We start from the raw sequence: 18,069 nt of genomic DNA, 5'->3' as shown, positions 1-18,069 counted from the left end.
ACACACACCTGGACTCGGATCCGAAGACGACGAACACAGACAAGGCAGCTGACGCTCGATGACCAAACGCGCACTCATCACAGGGATCACCGGACAGGACGGCTCCTACCTGGCAGAACTGTTGTTGGCCAAAGGCTACGAAGTACACGGATTGATCAGACGCGCATCAACTTTCAACACGTCGCGCATCGATCACCTCTATCAGGACCCTCATGAACAGGGCGCACGGCTGTTCTTGCACTACGGTGACCTGTCCGACGGCGCACGACTCGTCACGCTTCTGTCGAAGATCGCACCAGACGAGGTGTACAACCTCGCTGCGCAGTCGCACGTGCGGGTCAGCTTCGACGAGCCCGAACACACCGGCAACACAACCGGAATCGGGTCTATTCGTTTGCTCGAAGCAGTCCGCATGACGGGATTGCAGTGCCGCTTCTACCAGGCTTCGAGTTCGGAAATGTTCGGAGCCAGTCCGCCTCCACAGAACGAGGACACCCCGTTCTATCCGCGGTCGCCGTACGGTGCTGCGAAGGTGTACTCGTACTGGGTCACCAGGAACTATCGCGAAGCGTACGGAATTCACGCGGTGAACGGGATCCTCTTCAATCACGAGTCACCCCGCCGCGGTGAAACATTCGTCACCAGAAAAATTACGCGTGCAGTCGCGCGGATTCAGGCCGGGATCGAAGATTCCCTGTACCTGGGCAATTTGGACGCGGTCAGAGACTGGGGCTACGCACCCGAGTATGTCGAGGGTATGTGGCGGATGCTTCAAGTCGACGAACCAGATGACTACGTGTTGGCCACCGGAGGGAACTTCACGGTCCAGGATTTTGTCGTGGCCTCCTTCGAACATGTTGGTCTCGACTGGCAGAAGTACGTCAAATTCGATCCTCGTTACCTTCGCCCGACAGAGGTGGACGCTCTGGTCGGCGACGCAGGCAAGGCCGAAGACGAACTGGGCTGGAAAGTAACAGTACAGACCCCAGAATTGGCTCGAATCATGATGGACGCCGACATCGCAGCATTGGCGAATGCCGGCACACCGTGGATCGACACGCCACATCTCCCTGATTGGAAGATCTCGCTCTCATGATCACAACGAAATCGATTGCACCTCTTGATCGCAGCGCCCCGACATACATCGCGGGCCACAAGGGACTAGTGGGTTCCGCGCTCTGGCGCAAGCTCGAACAGAGTGGCTTCACCGAGTTGATCGGCCGCACATCTGCCGAACTCGATCTGCGAAACCGTGCTGACGTGTTCGCCTTCTTCGAAGCAACCAAACCGTCGTGCGTTGTCTTGGCTGCCGCGAAGGTCGGGGGGATCGTCGCGAACAACACATATCCGGTCGACTTCATCTCCGACAATCTCCAGATCCAGACCAATGTGCTCGACGCAGCGTTGCGGCACGGCGTGCGTCGATTGCTGTTCCTCGGGTCCTCGTGCATCTACCCGCGCCTGGCACCACAGCCGATCACCGAAGATCAGTTACTGAACGGCCATCTCGAACCGACCAACGACGCGTATGCGATCGCCAAGATTGCGGGAATCATCCAAGTCCAGGCTGTTCGTCGGCAGTTCGGGTTGCCTTGGATCTCGGCGATGCCGACAAGCCTGTACGGCCCCGGCGACAACTTCACGGAGAATGTCTCGCACGTACTTCCTGCGATGATTCGCCGTCTCGACCAAGCCCAGAAGGATGGAATTGAATCCGTCACGAACTGGGGTTCGGGGAGCCCCCGTCGAGAATTCCTCCACGTGGACGACTTGGCCGACGCACTCCTTCACCTACTCGACACCTTCGACGAGTCCGGACATATCAACGTCGGTACCGGTCACGACGAAACCATCAAAGATCTCGCAAACATCGTGGCCGAAGCAGTGGGATATGAAGGCCGAATGGACTGGGACACAAGCAAGCCCGATGGTGCACCGCGCAAACTACTCGACGTGTCCACATTGATGGCCACCGGTTGGAAACCACAGATCTCAACACGCGAGGGCATCGAGTCGACCGTTGCATGGTATCGCGAGCACGTACGGGACTCGTCTGCAGCGGTCCGACTGTGAGCACAACACGCACTCTGTCCGGGTTCACCGGGGCAGGCTACGACAAGGGACGCGGCCTACTGGTTCAAATCTCCTGGCTTGTGATTTCCGGTGTGCTGCTTTCTCATTGGTGGTGCCCCAACGGAATACGCGTTGCAGTTCTCCGGCAGTTCGGCGCAGACATCGCCGACGGGGTCCTGATTCGACACCGTGTCCGTATCCACTGGCCGTGGAAGCTGACGGTCGGAGCAGACTCGTGGATCGGGGAGGGAACCTGGATACTCAATCTCGAACCCGTCACGATAGGGGCGAACACGGCTATCTCGCAGGATGTCCTCCTGTGTACGGGCAGTCATGATCACCGAAGTCCCACATTCGAGTTCGACAATGCCCCCATCGTTATCGGTGACCAGGCGTGGATCGCCGCCCGCGCGACGATACTCCGGGGTGTAACGATCGGGGACAACGCAATCGTCGGCGCGACGGCTTTGGTGACGTCCGATGTTTCCGCCGGAACCACAATGTTGGCGCCACGGGCCGGCGCCGCACGATGAAGATACTGCAAATCGTCACTCTCTTCTCACCGGACGCCGCATACGGAGGGCCTATCAGGGTCGCCCTCAATCAGTCGAAAGCATTGCAAGACAATGGTCATGACGTAACTATCGCCGCGGGTGAGCGTGGATACGCGGTGCCCCCGACACACGAGCAAGGTATCGCTCTGAAATTGTTTTCGGCGCGAACCGTGATCCCCAAGATCGGGTACGCGGGAATCGGCGCGCCGTCGATGCTTGTGTGGCTTCACAAGCACATCCGAGAATTCGATGTCGTGCACATTCATCTCGCTCGCGACCTGGTGACTCTTCCTGCCGCGAAGCTGGCTCTTGCATACGGCATTCCAGTTTTCGCTCAGACTCACGGGATGATCGACGAAACAGACAAGCTGCTGGCAAAACCGTTGGACGCTGCTCTCACGATCCCGGTCCTCAAACGAGCACGGACAGTGTTCTATCTGACCGAACGCGAACACGCAGACCTGCAGTCCGTTGTCGGAGACGGTCACCTAAACTTGGTGGAACTCAACAACGGGATTCCGGAGGCAGAAGACCTCGAGTCGCGGCCTTGCAACAGTTACGACCCGCCCGAGGTCCTCTACCTCGCACGCCTACAGGCAAGAAAGCGACCCCAGGTGTTCGTTGAAGCCGCAAAAGAGTTGTTGGACAGCGGACACACGGCGCGATTTTCGATAGTCGGGCCGGATGAGGGTGAAGCAGAAGCCGTCAACGGACTGATCGAACGCTCAGGGCATAGCACTTTCATCCGGTACGAAGGCCCACTTCCGTTCGACAAGTCTGCCGCGCGATTTCGTCAAGCGTCGGTATATGTCTTGCCCTCCGTGAACGAGCCGTTCCCAATGTCCGTACTCGAAGCGATGGCCGCTGGACTGCCCGTAGTCGTCACCGACACGTGTGGCCTCGCACCACTGATTCGAGACGGTCGGTGTGGCCTCGTGATCGACGACGCCACCGAGTCACTGACTGCGGCGATCTCGTCGCTCTTGAAGGACCCCGTCGCCGCAGCAGAGATGGGCGCCCGCGCTCGAAGTGTTGCTCGCGAACGCCTAGGAATGCCTGCCGTTCGTGCAGCGCTCGAGACCCAATACAGGCTCTGAGCGGCTCCCACATCTGCACTACAGGAAGTAATTGTGAAATCCACTCGCCCCAAGGTTCGTCGACGCATACTCGTTCTCAGTGGCATTGTCGGCGGACTTACTGCAATCACTGCTGCCGGCTGGCCGGTCTACGTCGATCCGGTGATCGACACACCCGAAATGGCCGACGCGATAGTCGTTCTGGGCGGTGATCACGACGGCAGAGAAGAGTACGGACTGTCCCTGGCTGAGCAGGGCTACGCGCCCCAGATCATCTTTTCGAATCCGTATCGCAGCAATGATCCGAAGATCAACGCAATATGCGAAGGAACTTACGACTTCGAGGTCAGCTGTTTCAAGCCAGATCCGTCGACCACGCGTGGCGAAGGACAGGAGATTCGGCGTCGCGCAGAGGCAGAGGGATGGAAGCGCGTCATCGTAGTGACCTTCGTTCCCCACGTCTCTCGCAGTCGTTACATCATCAACCGCTGCTGGGACGGTGACATCGACGTAGTCGCGGACCGCCGACCACTGCCCTTCTGGGTTTGGGCCGCAAACTACGTGTGGCAAACCGCGGGGTATGTTCGCGCCCAGTTCCAGGAATGCTGACCGGCTCTGGCCGATCAGTACGCTCCGTCGCTCCTGAGCACTGCAGATACGGTCTTGGTGATGATCGAGATGTTCTGCGCCGCAGACCAATTCTCCACATATGACGAGTCGAGACGAACAGATTCCTCCCAGGAGAGATCACTGCGACCACTTACCTGCCAGAGACCGGTGATGCCAGGTTTGACCAGCAAGCGCCGGGCAACCTCGTCGTCGTACATCTCGACCTCGCGACGCAACGGCGGCCGGGGGCCGACGACGCTCATCTCCCCGCGAATGACGTTGAAGAACTGTGGGAGCTCGTCGATGCTCAATCGACGAAGGATCTTGCCGACGGACGTGATTCGTGGATCCTCACGCATCTTGAACAACACGCCCCCAGCGCCTTCGTTGTCGCCCATCAGATCGACAACCTGTTGATCGGCACCTTCCACCATGGTACGAAACTTGAACATGGGGAACGGTTTCCCGTTGAGGCCGATGCGTTCCGCCTTGTAGAACACCGGGCCTTTCGACGTGAACTTGACTGCAGCGGCAGCGGCGACCATGACCGGCGCCAGGAGGAGGATCATCAGCATCGAAAACACCGCGTCGAAAACAGCGGGCGCAAGCCGGTTCGCCCCCTGATAGCGCGGCCGCGCAACGTGAATCAACGGGAGTCCCGCCGCAGGCCGAAACATCAAGCGAGCCTTCGACACATCGGCCACGACCGGTGAAACCACCATGTCTACGCCCTCTGCTTCGAGGTCCCACATCAGTTTGCGAATGCCCACCTGCCCGAGGTCTTCGGTCCCGGTGACGATGACGGTGTCTGCGCCACTTGCGCGCATCGCCTCGACCACCTCGAATTCATTGCCCAATACCGGGACTGCTGCGCCGTCGACAACGATGTGATCGTCCAACGCGGTCGCCCGACGCGGAATGCACGCTCCCACGACGTCGTAGCCGGCCGAGGAATCGCGCACGAAGGCACGCGTGGTGGCAACGACGGACGCGTGTCCACCGACCAACAGCACCGAGTTGCGGCAATCCCCGATCGCACGCTTCTTTCGAATGTCGCGTCGCCAGAGGTAGCGCCCGAGAAGCAGCGCAGCGAGTCCGACGGGCAGGGCGATCATGAGATAGCTTCGCGCAATTCCCACGCCGAGAATGATCCCGGCCAATGCACCTACCCCGAACACCTGGCCGGTAGCGAGCAGCACCTTCTCGTACTCGTCACTGCCTTCACCCAACATCGCCTGATGACGACTACGCCCCCGTGCGAGCGCGATCATCCACAACCCGCCCAGCGCTGCAGACGCGATCACCTTGAGTGGTGTCAGCCACTCGATGGGATGCGGCCACATGCTGCCGATCTGAGCGAGTGCGATCACGAACAGGACCGTGATCGAATCGCTCACGGCGATCCGCTTCCGGTATGCCCGACGCCAGTCGGTGCCGACATGAGCGGAATCTTGTAATGCTACCGACCGGCTCTCCACCTCAGCATGAACGCTCATTTGCCATCAGTCCTTCTAGTCATTCGAACGGCTTCAGCGGATCGAACGACTTCGGCGGATCGCTGATCGGTAACCACTCCGAGCCTCCAGGTACGGCAACACCCCGCCGGTTGCCGTACCTCGCCGCTCGCAGTGCAGAAACGAACCGTCATCGGACCCCCCTACATAACTGCCGATCAAAGGCCACTTCGTGCGAGAAAACGACCCAGTGTTGCTCATTTCGTACGTAAACATACCTTAGGTTTGTTTCAACTGCACTCACCGAGTCCAAGCTATTTTCCGGTTGCCAGATGATTACCGGGCAATTACGTCAAAGTGGGCTAATCCTCCACGTTTTCGAGGCCACTAGCCTCACGTGTCCTTATGTCGGTCATCAGTCTGTCCAGAGCGCCGAGCAGTGCCGTGTCGGCGCGTCGGCATTGTTCGATCACGGCTTCGAGATCAGCCTCATCAGCGCTTTCGATCACACCGGCCTTGGCAGCCCGACTCAACACTTTTTCAGCCAGGAGCAACGGCGGCTGCGACCGTGCGATTCCGTCCATGGACGACGCGCGCGCCTTCTCGGCAGCCTTCAAAGCGTCCCACGCCCGCTCCTGCTCAGCGATGTCGACCACTCCGGAACTGACCAGGTGCGGGCTGCGGTGCACAAGTTTCGCGATCAATGCGCCGGCCACATCGTCCAATTCGAAAACGCCGTGAGATTGAGCGATCCGCGAGTGGAACAACACCTGGAGCAACAGATCGCCGAGTTCCTCACGGAGGTCGCTCTCGTCGTCGCTTCGAATCGCGTCGAGTACCTCGTAGGTCTCCTCGACGAGGTAAACCGAGAGGCTCTCGTGCGTCTGGGTCGACTCCCAACCACCACGATTCCACAACCGGTCCATGATCGACGCCGCTTCCACCAGTCGATCGCCGTGAATGGGTTCGGCGCGAATCACCTTTACCCCAGCGGCAGAAATCGCCTCGATCTTCGGCTCGTCGGTGTCCATCATCAGAGTGACCGAGGCGCCGGGTGTCGTCGCCGGCAGCGCGCCGCGTACCGAGTCGGGAACGTCCGGGTCGATATCGATCGCGCCGGACAAGAACGGGAGCGCCTCTATCGGAAAGACATGCGGCCGCAAAGGATCGAGCAGTACGACGACGGGCGATTCGTTCACTGTGCGCTCACGCCTCGACCAGGACGGCACCGGCGGCGCGCCCGTCTATCGCCAGGATGAAGTCCGCGATGTACTGGAGTAGTTCGACGTCCCGCAGACGATCCGAGCCGACTCCGCCGGTGCGAGGCAGCGGGAGTTGCACGAGCCCGGTCGTTGCCCGGTACTGCGCGCTCGGATAGATCCTCTTGAGCCTGATCTGTTTGGAATCGGGCAGTGACATAGGCGAGATCTTGAGCTGAGTTCCGGTGACGGCAACTTCCTCCAGTTGGTACTCGCGGCAGAGGAGTCGAAGCTTGGCCACCGAGATCAGCCGTCGAACCTCTTCGGGCAGTGGGCCGTAGCGATCGACCAGTTCTTCGACTACGGCAGCGATGCCGTCGGAATCGGTTGCCGCAGCGAGCTTGCGGTACCCCTCCAACCTGAGCCTGTCACTGGTGACGTAGTCGGGCGGGATGTGCGCGTCCACCGGTAGGTCGATCCGGACTTCCTTCGTGCCCTCGTCCATTGTGATCGGCTTGCCGTCGGCTGCAGCCCGGAAGGCTTCGACCGCCTCACCGACCAGCCTGACGTACAGATCGAACCCGACCCCCGCGACGTGGCCGGACTGCTCTGCGCCCAGAACATTTCCGGCTCCACGGATTTCGAGGTCCTTCATCGCGACGGCCATACCCGCGCCGAGGTCCGAATTCTGCGAAATCGTTGCCAGCCGGTCGTATGCCGTTTCCGTCAAAGGCTTTTCGGCCGGATACAGGAAATAGGCGTATCCACGTTCGCGACTACGCCCGACGCGTCCGCGAAGCTGATGCAACTGAGAGAGGCCCAGCGAATCCGCACGTTCGACGATCAGCGTGTTGGCGTTCGAGATGTCCAGACCGGTTTCGATGATCGTGGTACACACCAACACGTCGAAGTCTCGTTCCCAGAATCCCTGCACGGTCTTTTCGAGAGTGTCCTCGTTCATCTGACCGTGCGCGACGACGACGCGAGCCTCCGGGACGAGTTCGCGGATCTTCTTGGCTGCCTTGTCGATCGAGCTGACGCGGTTGTGTACGTAGAAGACCTGGCCGTCGCGCAACAGTTCGCGCCGGATGGCCGCGGCGACCTGCTTGTCCGCATACGCGCCGACGTAGGTGAGGATCGGATGACGTTCTTCCGGCGGCGTGAGGATCGTGGACATCTCGCGGATCCCGGCCATACTCATCTCGAGAGTACGAGGAATCGGGGTAGCCGACATCGTCAGGACATCCACATGGGTGCGCAGTGCCTTGATGTGTTCCTTGTGCTCGACTCCGAATCGCTGTTCCTCGTCGACGATCACAAGCCCGAGGTCCTTCCAGCGGATACCGGTCTGCAGCAACCGGTGAGTACCGACGACGATGTCGATCTCACCTTCCGCCATGCCTGCGATGATTTCCTTCGAGTCCTTGGCGTCGGTGAAACGGGACAGCCCTCGCACCTTCACCGGGAACGACGCCATTCGTTCAGTGAACGTCTGAAGATGTTGCTGTGCAAGCAGAGTCGTCGGAACCAGCACCGCTACCTGCTTGCCGTCCTGCACTGCCTTGAACGCGGCACGAACGGCGATCTCCGTCTTGCCGTACCCGACGTCACCGATCACCACCCGGTCCATCGGAACCGGCTTCTCCATGTCGGCCTTGACCTCACTGATGACGGTCAACTGGTCGATGGTCTCGGTGAACGCAAACGCGTCTTCGAGTTCCTTCTGCCACGGCGTGTCCGGGCCGAACGCATGCCCGGGAGCTGCCTGACGCGCAGCGTAGAGCTGAACCAATTCACCCGCGATCTCACGAACCGCCTTGCGGGCCTTACGCTTGGTGTTTGCCCAGTCGGATCCACCGAGCTTGCTCAGCGCAGGCAACTCTCCACCGACGTACCGGGAAAGTTGATCGAGCGATTCCATCGGGACGAACAGACGATCGCCCGGATGGCCACGCTTGCTCGGCGCGTACTCGATGACCAGGTATTCACGACGCGCCCCGCCGATGGTGCGTTCGACCATTTCGACGAACCGGCCGATACCGTGCTGATCGTGCACGACCATGTCCCCTGCCGACAGCGCGAGGGGGTCAACCTGATTGCGGCGCTTGGCCGGCAAACGCTTTCCGTCGCCGACCGCCGCTACACGGTTGCCGGTCAGATCGGACTCGGTGACGATCACCATCCCTGGTGTCGAGTCATCGCCGGCGAGTACAAGTCCGTCGTGCAGAGAACCGCGGAGCACCGCGACCTGTCCACGGGCGGGGGTCGCTCCGGCATCGAGCATCTTGGCAGGCACTTCGGCTTCACCGAGTCGCTCCACGACGCGGCTTGCCGTTCCGGCACCTGCCACCACGATCGCCGCGCGACCGCCCGTGCTCACGTGTGCCCGCAGGCTGACGAACAGTTCGGCCAACAAGTCGTCGGAACCACGAACCTGCGGTGCTGCTTGAACCGGGAGTTCGAGTTCTTCACCATTCCCGGACGCCAGCGGGCTGACCGTCCACCACGGACGGCCGGCAGCTTCGGCAGATTCGCGAACATGACGGAGCGACCGATATGCGGAGGCGCCGAGATCGACTCCCCCGCCGTTGAGGATCGACGTGTCCAGCGGTGCAGCGCCGCCGATCGACGCCGCGGTCCACGACGCTTCCAAGAATTCCTGGCCGGTGCGCACCAGGTCGGTGGCGCGGGTGCGCACCTTCTCCGGATCACACAGAAGGATGTGCGCCCCCACGGGAAGGACATCGGAAAGTAGTTGCAGTTCACCCGGTTTGAGGACCGGGAGTAGAGCTTCCATCCCCTCGACGGGGATGCCTGCCGAGATCTTGTCCAGCATCTCGACCAACGACGCGTCGGCCTGATTCTCAGCAGCAAGTGCTGCAGCTCGGTCGCGAACATCAGCTGTCAGAATCAACTCACGACACGGCGGCGCGATCACGGAATCGACGTCGACGTCCGGTAGCGAGCGCTGATCGGCAACAGAGAAATACCGAAGTTCCGATACCTCGTCACCCCAGAATTCGATACGGACCGGATGATCCGCCGTCGGCGAGAACAGATCGAGAATGCCACCGCGGACCGCGAACTCACCGCGCTTTCCCACCATGTCGACGCGGCTGTACGCCATCTCCACCAGACGAACCAGAACGGAATCGAAATCGATCTCGGTGCCGACGCGCAACGTGATCGGCTCGATCTCGCCGAGCCCCGGCGCCATCGGCTGTACGAGAGAGCGCACCGTCGTGACGATCACCCGAAGAGGCGAGCCGTACGAGGCGTCGTCTGGTCTGGCGAGTCGGCGCAGTACCTCCACTCGCCGCCCGACGGTGTCCGCGCTCGGCGACAGTCGCTCGTGCGGCAATGTTTCCCACGACGGGAACTGCGCGACGCCTCCACCGAGCATCTCGGTGAGTTCTGACGTCAGATCGTCGGCTTCGCGACCGGTGGCCGTCACCAGCAGCACCGGCGTGCGGGCGGCAAGGGCCGCGGCGATGAATGGTCGAGCCGGTTTCGGCGCCACGATGTCCAGGGCGGCCGCACCGATGGAGTCGATCACTGGAGTGAACGCGGCGTCTGCGAGGGCGACCTCGGCGAGTCCAGCGAGCGCAGTCTGGGCAGAGGACAAGGAAGTCAACGAACGCGCTCCTGAACAGTGATGACGGGTTGCGGACGCACAGTCCGAGCGCAAGATCCCCACCGAGGCAGAGTTGTGCGCCGGTTCGATTCTATCGGTGCGCGATCTCGCAGCGCAGTCCGATCCGTTCAGTTTCCCGCAACGCTCGTCTTCTTCGTCGTCCGTTTGGTCGGTGAAGATCGGGTGGCCGGGACGCTCGGCGGTGTCACGGCCACGCTGGTGTGAGAGTTGAGCGCCCGAACCCGGCCGATTACCTTCGTTGCCTGGCCGGTTCTCCGCAGATGCACGGTCCTGCGACCGTTCGGCGCGAGGTGGAACCAGGAGTCTTCGGGCTCGAAGCCCTGCAGTTCGAGGGCAACGTATTGGGCGGCAGCATCGGTCGTGACGTCGACGACCCACTCGTCGTCGCCGATGGCGCGCGCAGTAGCGACAAGTCCGACCGACCGCTCGAGGGGCCGTGCCGGACTCCCCAGGAGGTGCACCACTTCGTCCACTATCTCGCCGTCTTCGCCTTCGAGTGTGACGGTGACGGCGTCGTATGTCCGCGCCCCGAACCGAAAGACGTGAGTGAGGTCGGTGAAACGGCCGACAAGACTGTCCACCGACCAGGTCAGACTCGAATGCGCCTCCACCTTGACCGGTAACGCGACGTCGACCGGGACGACACCTGACCGACTGTGCGCTCGAAACCTGATCTCGCCGACGACAGGTTCGGCGGTCTCGTTGATCGCGTCGAGCCTCAATCCGTCCATACCGTCGTCCGTGACGAGGAGCGCGATCGGTTTGGCGCTCCTGCGGAGCACGAACCACGGAGCTTTGGGGTCGCCGTTCCAATCGAGGACCCCCCACCCCGGTCCGGGCTCCAGATCCCGCAGTGCGAGCGTCAAGGCGCCGTCGCACCGAGAGTCCGGCCGACGCCAGTAACCGAGAGTGGATGCGAACGCCTCACAGACAGCTGCGCGTCCGAGGTCGAGATAGCGTTCCGGGTCGGACCACCGGACTTCACGAGCATCTTCGCCGAAGAGCGCGTGGACGTAGTGGTCCCGTACATCCTCGAAATCCCACGACGATCCGTTGTCCCGCGGCACCGCCGCTTTCCACGCCGGATGGTGCCCCGCGACGGTGAGTGAACCGAATTCGTTCTCGATCACGGCATTCGACGGTGGAATCGAAAACGCCAGTGATTCGGTCGCAAAACGTACTCGCGCGCTGAGCACGTCAGCCAAGGGACGACGATAGGCCCCCACCCCGAAGTAGTGAGCGACCCCGCTTCCGACGTGCGTGGTCAATTGCTCTCCCCCGCGGGGCGCCGAGGGCGACGACGTCACGTACTCGAGTTCAGGTGCCACCGTCGAGATCAACTCCGGCAGTCTCGAATGAATGAGTGGGATGTGTTGATCGACCAAGCCCAGCATGGTCGGCTGCTGTTCGGTCTCGCTGCCCCCACAGAAGACTGCCAATGCGGGATTTCCACGCACCCTGCGCAGGTACGCGGTGACCTCGGCGGCGACGAGTTCGAAAAATTCGTCGGTGTCGGGCGGGTCGAGCGTCGCCAACATCATGTCCTGCCACACGAGAATTCCCAGACGCGCGCATTCGACCCAGAAGTGGTCGCTCTCGTAGAACATCGTCCCCGGGATTCGAACCATGTTCAGGCCCGCCTCGGCCAGTTTCTCCAGCACACGGGTGGTGCCGGCGTCGCCTTTGAGCGAGATCGGGTCGGTCGGCACCCACACCGAACCACGGCAGTACACACCGATACCGTTGACACTCAACCGGAATCCACCATCGGATCTGTCAACTTCCACCGTCCGGAATCCAACGGAACCAAGATGCTCGGAGACTCCGTCCGTTTCCAACGTCACAGGATAGGTACACGGGGCGCCGTGCGTATGCGGCCACCACAATTGCGCGTCCGCCACTTCGACGACGCCGGACACGTCGTGGAATCCGTCGGGTCCGGCAATCGCAGCCAATCGTTGCGAGTGCTCGCCGACTCGCACGGTGACGTAGTCCAGCGAGGCCGGCAACCCGGTGAGCCGAGCGCTGATCGCAACGCGACCGGTTGTGCCGTGGACACTCGCCTGAGTGGACACCGAGGTTACGGCGGCAACCCTTTTGTCCAACAACCGGATACCTCGCCACGGACCCACCGGCACCGGCACGCCACTGAATACAGGGGCCATACCGAGCATCGTGGTTCGGATCCACCGAAGGCCCTGCTCGCGTACCATCGACGAGCGCCAACGTCCGCGTGGGCGGCGTGCCTTCAAAGTCGCGGCGAGCGAATGAAAATGAAGAGCCACCCGGACACGTTCACCCACTCCGACTCCGGCCGGAATGCTCACTTCCCCAGGTGCGAACATGGATTCACTGGACGCGACGAGGACGCCGTCGATCCAGACGTCCGCAAACGCCGTCAGACCGTCGAACTGGAGCAGCCACGACCCCTCACCGGTCGTAGCCGCTGTGGTTACGAACCACCAATCCGACGATTCAACAGATGACGAAACTGACGGCGATGCAAACTGTTTTGCACGTCCGGCGTCCGATTGCGACTCACGCAACGCACCGACGACTGTTCCCGGCACGGACGCCGTCACCCAGTCGGTCACGGTGTCGAGAGCATCCGGATGAGTCACGGATCCGGGTTCGGTTGCAGCGCAACGCCATCTCGCGCCGGCCAACACGTCTGCCGACGATCTGGTCACGGCTAGACCAACCTCAGATGTCGATGCGAGTCGACGCCGACCGTGTCGGCCACGACTTCCATCGCCCTCTTCCACGACACCGCCATCTCGTCGAGTTGCTCACGTGGGTCCACGGCGCGGCCCCGGGCGGCGCGCGCCATCTGAAACTGCACGCTCTTGGCCCCGGACGCCACTTTGCGGAAATCCGCCGCAGCTTCGACCATCCCGGAAAAACCTGAGGTGTCCAGGAACTCACTGGCGTCGGCCGCGAGCTCCGCGCTGGCACCGCACTGACGAAGAAGCCCGAAGGACCAGAGGTGAAAGGCATCCATGCCTGCCCCCTGCACCCATTCGAGGTCGGCGATCACCTTGCGCCCCAGCTCGCGCACGGGATTACCCGCTGCTCGAACCGCGACGTTCCGCCGAGCCACTTCGGCGATGTTTCCGGCGTTGGTGGCATGGACCGGATTCAACCGAATCTGTTCGACGTAAGGAACAAACGACGGAAGTGAGGAACGATCGAGATCGAAGACACCGGAGAAGTCTTCCCCTCGCAACATGTAATACCCGCTGTTGTGGAAGTATTCGAGCTCGCCGGCAACCCTGTCGATCCGATTGGGCACGATCGTGGTCTTGGTGTGCCCCTCGTGATAACTCGTTCCGAGGGTGTCGGGAAGCCAATATCCGTCCACCTCGACCGTCGACAACATCCCAACCGCGAGATTGTCCTCGACATGTATCAGTGGCGCCCGCCAGACGTTCATCTCGGCGACTTCGATTCCGTACAGCGCGTAGATGTCTTCTGCCTTGAGTTTGAGAAACGTCCACTGATTTCCGTCGAAACGCGACGAGAAGGCACAGGCCAATGCCGGGACGGGATCCAATCCGAGCGAATGCAACACTTCGATCCACAGATCCGTGTAGCAGTTGGTCTGCGCCCATACCCGGTCGTCCTCGTGCAACGAGTGGGGCCGGTAGCGATCAGGTGAAATGTCGATGAGCCGGGACATCAGATGCCCATTCGTTCACGAACGGTAGTCGGCCACGCAGTCACATCCAGACCATGAGTCCGCAACAAGGACAAGGCAATTCGCTCCATCCCGAAGCCGACGCACGAGCTGTGTGCTACTCCGCCCGCTGCCGTTCGGATGTCGAAGTTGACACCGAAATGGTCGAGATGGTTGTTCGAGGACACGATTGCCGTGCCCTCGTCGAGATCTCCGTAGAGCCGAACCGTCAGTTCCGTCTTGAGATTCTCTTCACGCTGGTTAGCTGCAAGCATCTTTCCAGCGCGTCCGAAGAAAGGGTCATTGGCGATCACCGGGGTGGCGTCGAGTTGGAGCTGACCGAGCACCTCGAGTCCCCGCTCGATCCAGTGCTCGCGATGCGCTCGTGCTGCTGCGGCATCACCGATAGTCACGAACTCGTGCATCCGAAACGCTTGCATGCGAGCCGGATCGATCGCCGGTTCGTGCCGGAAGCAAAAACCGTAGATGTCCAGCAGCACCCCACCTTCGGGGAGAACTCCGGTGTATCGCGCATAGGCGGGATGGCACGCAGCGGACACGAGCATGGTCTCGGTCGGCTCGAGGTGGCGATCCCACGATTGCCCCTCGGCGCGATCGGCGAGCAGTCGTGCGTGATCGCGATTGGAACCGGCGAAGGTATTGATGGCGCCGGTCAGGTTGGGGAACGAAGCGATGTAGTCGGTGCGCTCGAAACTGCTGCGCGGGAACACCGGCGGAAACCGCAACCGCGTCGCGGCAGCGCCTGGTCCTGCCGCAACCACCACTCGGTCGATACCGTCGACGATGTCCTCGAACACGCCGGAACGCCCGTAGAGTCCCGGTACCTCCGTCTCGACGAGAAGTCCCTCGACGAGCAGTTCGCGCTGAAATGCGGCCCGCGCCAGATCCAGGTCGGTCTCGCCGGTCACAGTTTCGGTTGTCACAGTCTCGCTTGTCATATCGTTCCCCGGTATCCGATTGCCATGTGCGCTGAACCCGCCATGATTCGATCGTTGTTCACCATCACAGCTGCGCCGTGCGCGTCACGAAGGTGCCGGCCGAGCGAAAACTCGGTGTCCTCGCGATATCCGGAGATGCCGCAAATCAACATTGTCTGCCCGACGATTTCCACCACCGCAGTGGAGGTTGTGACTTTCAAGTTGTTCATCGCGAGCGAAAAGCCCACCGCGCCGGTCGCCTCGAAATCGGCGCTACCCTCTTCGGCCCGAACCGCCCGGTCGTACCTGCGTGCAGAAGCATCGACGAGATCGGCGAATTGTTGTGCGGAAGCAGCAACTTCGGCGAGACGCAGCGCCCCCGGCGAAGTGACTCCCGGCTGCTTACGGGCGGCGGCACGCACGTACTTGCGCGCCTTCTCGACCGCAGCGTCGGCGATTCCCAGCCACACCGAACTCCAGACGACGTGCGAGACCGGAAGCATCGTGTGGGTGGAGATATCGGAGTACGGAACGTCGGCGACCATCTCGGGCGTCGAGGTGGCCCGAAGAATGTAACCGAGACTACAAGTTCCCCTCAGTCCCAGCGTGTTCCATTCGGTGGTGCGTTCGAGCGTCAGGTCTGGGGTACGACACACCACGAGAACCTGGTCGTTCGGCTGACTCTCCGGTGTTCGCCGGGCCGTGACGACTATCGCGTCGGAATGCTCACCGTACGAAATGACGGGCGCATTCTTGATCAGTAGTAGATGCCCACCCAAATCTTCTACCGCACAGTAACTCCGGCTGACATCTCCGCCGATTCCCAGCTCGGTGGTTGCCGACGCCAACAGCAGTTGCTTGTCCGCCGTTTCTTCGATAAACCCACGTAGCGCTTCGGTGTTGCCATGCTTGACCAACGAGTAGATCTGTGTCTGATGCATAGCAAAAATCATTCCGCTTGCTGCACAGCGCGTTCCGATCACGCGAGCGATCTGCGACACCTCCTGCAGCGAGAGCCCTTCGCCCCCGAGTTCCCTCGGTACAGCCACGGACAGCAGCCGTTCGCTCCGCATGGCATCGACAGCTTCACGAGGAAACCTTGCCTCGGCATCGACTTCGTCGGCCCACACCGCTGCAACGTCGTCGGCCAACCGTGCGGCGCGCTCGAGGGGCGTCCCGGTGGAGCACTGCGATTGCGGAGCGTTCATGCAGCACCCAACTCCGCCAGCGCACCCTCGATCGCCTTGACGCTCGAGAAAGTACTCTTCCGCAACAACTCGTCAGGAAACTCGATGTCGAACGAATCCTCCAGCGCCAACATGACATTCACGCTCGCATGCGAAGTCAAACCCAACTCGTAAAGATCGGCCTCTCCGTCGATCGTGCTCACGTCGACTGCCAGCCGACCGTGCTCGACGAGCACTTTCCGAATTGCCTGATCAATCATCAGCGATGTCGTCCTTCTTTTCGATGCGAGTGCCCGAGCGAGTTGCGATCACCATTGCGATGGCAACGTCCGCTTCGTGCGAGATAGATACTTGAAAGTCGTGCAGATCCTGGGCCCGAGCGAGTTCCGCGGCATTACCGGACAGCGTCACCCCACAACCACCCCAGTCGGCCCGAGTGATTTCGATGGAATTCCACGGAACGGGAACGTCACCCGGTCGCAGCACCTTCACAACAGCCTCTTTGGCGGCAAAACGTGCAGCCAATCGCTGATCCCGCGCCGGACCGGCGCACGTCTGCAATTCGTGTGAAGTGAAGGTTCGATCGAGATACCTCCGCCCGAAGAGGTCGATACTTCGAGTGACATCCACGACGTTCACCACGTCACAGCCGATACGCGGGCCGATGTCGAGCATCGGCGTCGGTGCAGTGTCACCCATCTGTTGACTCCCCATCTGGGGTCGTACACGCCGGGCAGCCCCCTATGCTGCCCGGTGCGCCGACGCCGTCACCCTGCCCTGACAAACCCTCGTTATCAGCAATTATTCAGCTACCGGAAGAACATACCGCAATCCGTCGATAGTCGGCAAGATCAGACTTCCGGAATCCCATCGACACTGTAAACATACTCTCAGTTTGTTTCGAATGCAGAACAAAGAGAACAAGCTCCCTACCAGGACATTTCAAACAAACAAATCAAACGAGTCGCAGGGCGGGCTGCGATTTCAGTGGTCGCTGGCTAGACGCCGTGCCGCGAATTGTCTGAAGTACTCAACTTTCGATTCCGGGACCACGATCGGAAGTATCAGGTTCCACGATGCCTTCATGGAGTCCGAAAGCTCACGAACGGTCCCGGTAGCGGCTGCCATCAGCCGAACTCCGGACGCCACTTCCAATAAGAAACGAGCGATATCGGCAGAGTCCGCATCCGAACGAAGATCACCTTCGTCGGCCGCGCGGCTGGCAAGTTCGCGGTAAATGTCGAGCCAGACGTCCAGAGTCGCCGGCCCGGAGCCCCGATAGTCGCCGATCTCGACCAACAATCGGAACGTCGCTCTGACCATGGCGTCGTGCGCACCGATGTCGACGATCACCGACGAAATACCGATCAGCGACTCGAGCGCCGGAGTGCGACGGTCCAACCAGAGCTCACATTTTGCGTCGAAACGTGCCGAACCCTCGTCGATCACCGCCCGCGCGAGTTCTTCCTTCGACCCGAAATGGAAGTACAGGGCGCCTTTGGTCACCTGCGACTCGGCGATGATCTCACTCAAGCTGGCATTGGCATAGCCCAGGCGCAAGAACACACCCGCTGCTCCGCGCAGCACCGAATCACGGGTGGCTTCTGCCCGCTCTTGCCTCACCATCGATCCGGCCTCCAATCACCAC

The 18,069-nt window shown here is 61.1% G+C and carries 15 protein-coding genes; 5 read left to right on the top strand and 10 right to left on the bottom strand.

Annotated elements, in window-relative coordinates; all coding sequences use genetic code 11:
- Window positions 1–58: 58 nt before the first annotated feature.
- From gmd to G8767_RS25090, 5 genes are read left to right on the top strand one after another with little or no spacing between them, the layout of a single operon-like run.
- Window positions 59–1,096: a GDP-mannose 4,6-dehydratase gene (gene gmd, locus G8767_RS25110; RefSeq protein ID WP_166812477.1), complete on the top strand. Its 1,038-nt coding sequence runs from the start codon at window positions 59–61 to the stop codon at window positions 1,094–1,096.
- Window positions 1,093–2,073: a GDP-L-fucose synthase gene (locus tag G8767_RS25105; protein WP_095972242.1), complete on the top strand. Its 981-nt coding sequence runs from the start codon at window positions 1,093–1,095 to the stop codon at window positions 2,071–2,073. Before gmd ends, G8767_RS25105 begins: the two co-directional genes overlap by 4 nt.
- Window positions 2,070–2,606, top strand: coding sequence for a DapH/DapD/GlmU-related protein (locus G8767_RS25100; RefSeq protein WP_095972148.1), 537 nt, complete (start codon window positions 2,070–2,072; stop codon window positions 2,604–2,606). Before G8767_RS25105 ends, G8767_RS25100 begins: the two co-directional genes overlap by 4 nt.
- On the top strand, window positions 2,603–3,724 hold the full coding sequence (locus G8767_RS25095; RefSeq protein WP_124567104.1) for a glycosyltransferase: 1,122 nt from the start codon (window positions 2,603–2,605) through the stop codon (window positions 3,722–3,724). Before G8767_RS25100 ends, G8767_RS25095 begins: the two co-directional genes overlap by 4 nt.
- Window positions 3,725–3,757: 33 nt before the next feature.
- Entirely contained in the window at window positions 3,758–4,312 is a 555-nt protein-coding gene (locus tag G8767_RS25090) for a YdcF family protein (RefSeq protein ID WP_095972146.1), read from the top strand.
- A gap of 14 nt (window positions 4,313–4,326) precedes the next feature.
- On the opposite strand, the gene G8767_RS25085 is transcribed toward G8767_RS25090, so the two are convergent.
- The 10 genes from G8767_RS25085 to G8767_RS25040 form a co-directional block, all read right to left on the bottom strand.
- Complete coding sequence (locus tag G8767_RS25085) at window positions 4,327–5,808, bottom strand: sugar transferase (protein WP_166812475.1); 1,482 nt, start codon at window positions 5,806–5,808, stop codon at window positions 4,327–4,329.
- A gap of 320 nt (window positions 5,809–6,128) precedes the next feature.
- Complete coding sequence (locus tag G8767_RS25080) at window positions 6,129–6,965, bottom strand: MazG family protein (RefSeq protein ID WP_124567107.1); 837 nt, start codon at window positions 6,963–6,965, stop codon at window positions 6,129–6,131.
- 7 nt (window positions 6,966–6,972) lie between these two features.
- Entirely contained in the window at window positions 6,973–10,599 is a 3,627-nt protein-coding gene (gene mfd, locus G8767_RS25075; protein WP_124567108.1) for a transcription-repair coupling factor, read from the bottom strand.
- Window positions 10,600–10,727: 128 nt separating this feature from the next.
- Window positions 10,728–13,310 carry a glycosyl hydrolase gene (locus tag G8767_RS25070; RefSeq protein WP_166812473.1) on the bottom strand — a complete coding sequence of 861 codons (2,583 nt, stop codon included), beginning with the start codon at window positions 13,308–13,310 and terminating at the stop codon, window positions 10,728–10,730.
- Window positions 13,311–13,312: 2 nt separating this feature from the next.
- A complete protein-coding gene (locus tag G8767_RS25065; protein ID WP_095972142.1) occupies window positions 13,313–14,299 on the bottom strand; it encodes a DUF1839 family protein in 987 nt (328 codons plus the stop codon).
- Complete coding sequence (locus tag G8767_RS25060; protein WP_166812471.1) at window positions 14,299–15,255, bottom strand: amino acid--[acyl-carrier-protein] ligase; 957 nt, start codon at window positions 15,253–15,255, stop codon at window positions 14,299–14,301. Before G8767_RS25060 ends, G8767_RS25065 begins: the two co-directional genes overlap by 1 nt.
- A complete protein-coding gene (locus G8767_RS25055; protein WP_166812469.1) occupies window positions 15,252–16,442 on the bottom strand; it encodes an acyl-CoA dehydrogenase family protein in 1,191 nt (396 codons plus the stop codon). Before G8767_RS25055 ends, G8767_RS25060 begins: the two co-directional genes overlap by 4 nt.
- A complete protein-coding gene (locus G8767_RS25050; RefSeq protein ID WP_095972139.1) occupies window positions 16,439–16,681 on the bottom strand; it encodes an acyl carrier protein in 243 nt (80 codons plus the stop codon). The genes G8767_RS25055 and G8767_RS25050 overlap by 4 nt, the downstream gene beginning before the upstream one ends.
- The gene (locus G8767_RS25045; protein WP_095972138.1) at window positions 16,674–17,120 is read right to left on the bottom strand and encodes a holo-ACP synthase; all 447 of its coding nucleotides are present in this window, start codon (window positions 17,118–17,120) and stop codon (window positions 16,674–16,676) included. Before G8767_RS25045 ends, G8767_RS25050 begins: the two co-directional genes overlap by 8 nt.
- A 285-nt stretch (window positions 17,121–17,405) precedes the next feature.
- Entirely contained in the window at window positions 17,406–18,047 is a 642-nt protein-coding gene (locus G8767_RS25040; RefSeq protein WP_003946317.1) for a ScbR family autoregulator-binding transcription factor, read from the bottom strand.
- Window positions 18,048–18,069 lie beyond the last annotated feature (22 nt).

The sequence above is a fragment of the Rhodococcus sp. IC4_135 genome (assembly GCF_011602025.1).
Classification (GTDB): Bacteria; Actinomycetota; Actinomycetes; order Mycobacteriales; family Mycobacteriaceae; genus Rhodococcus_F; species Rhodococcus_F baikonurensis.
The sequence above is the reverse complement of the archived record's forward strand: the minus strand, read 5'-3'. Positions and strand labels throughout refer to the sequence as shown.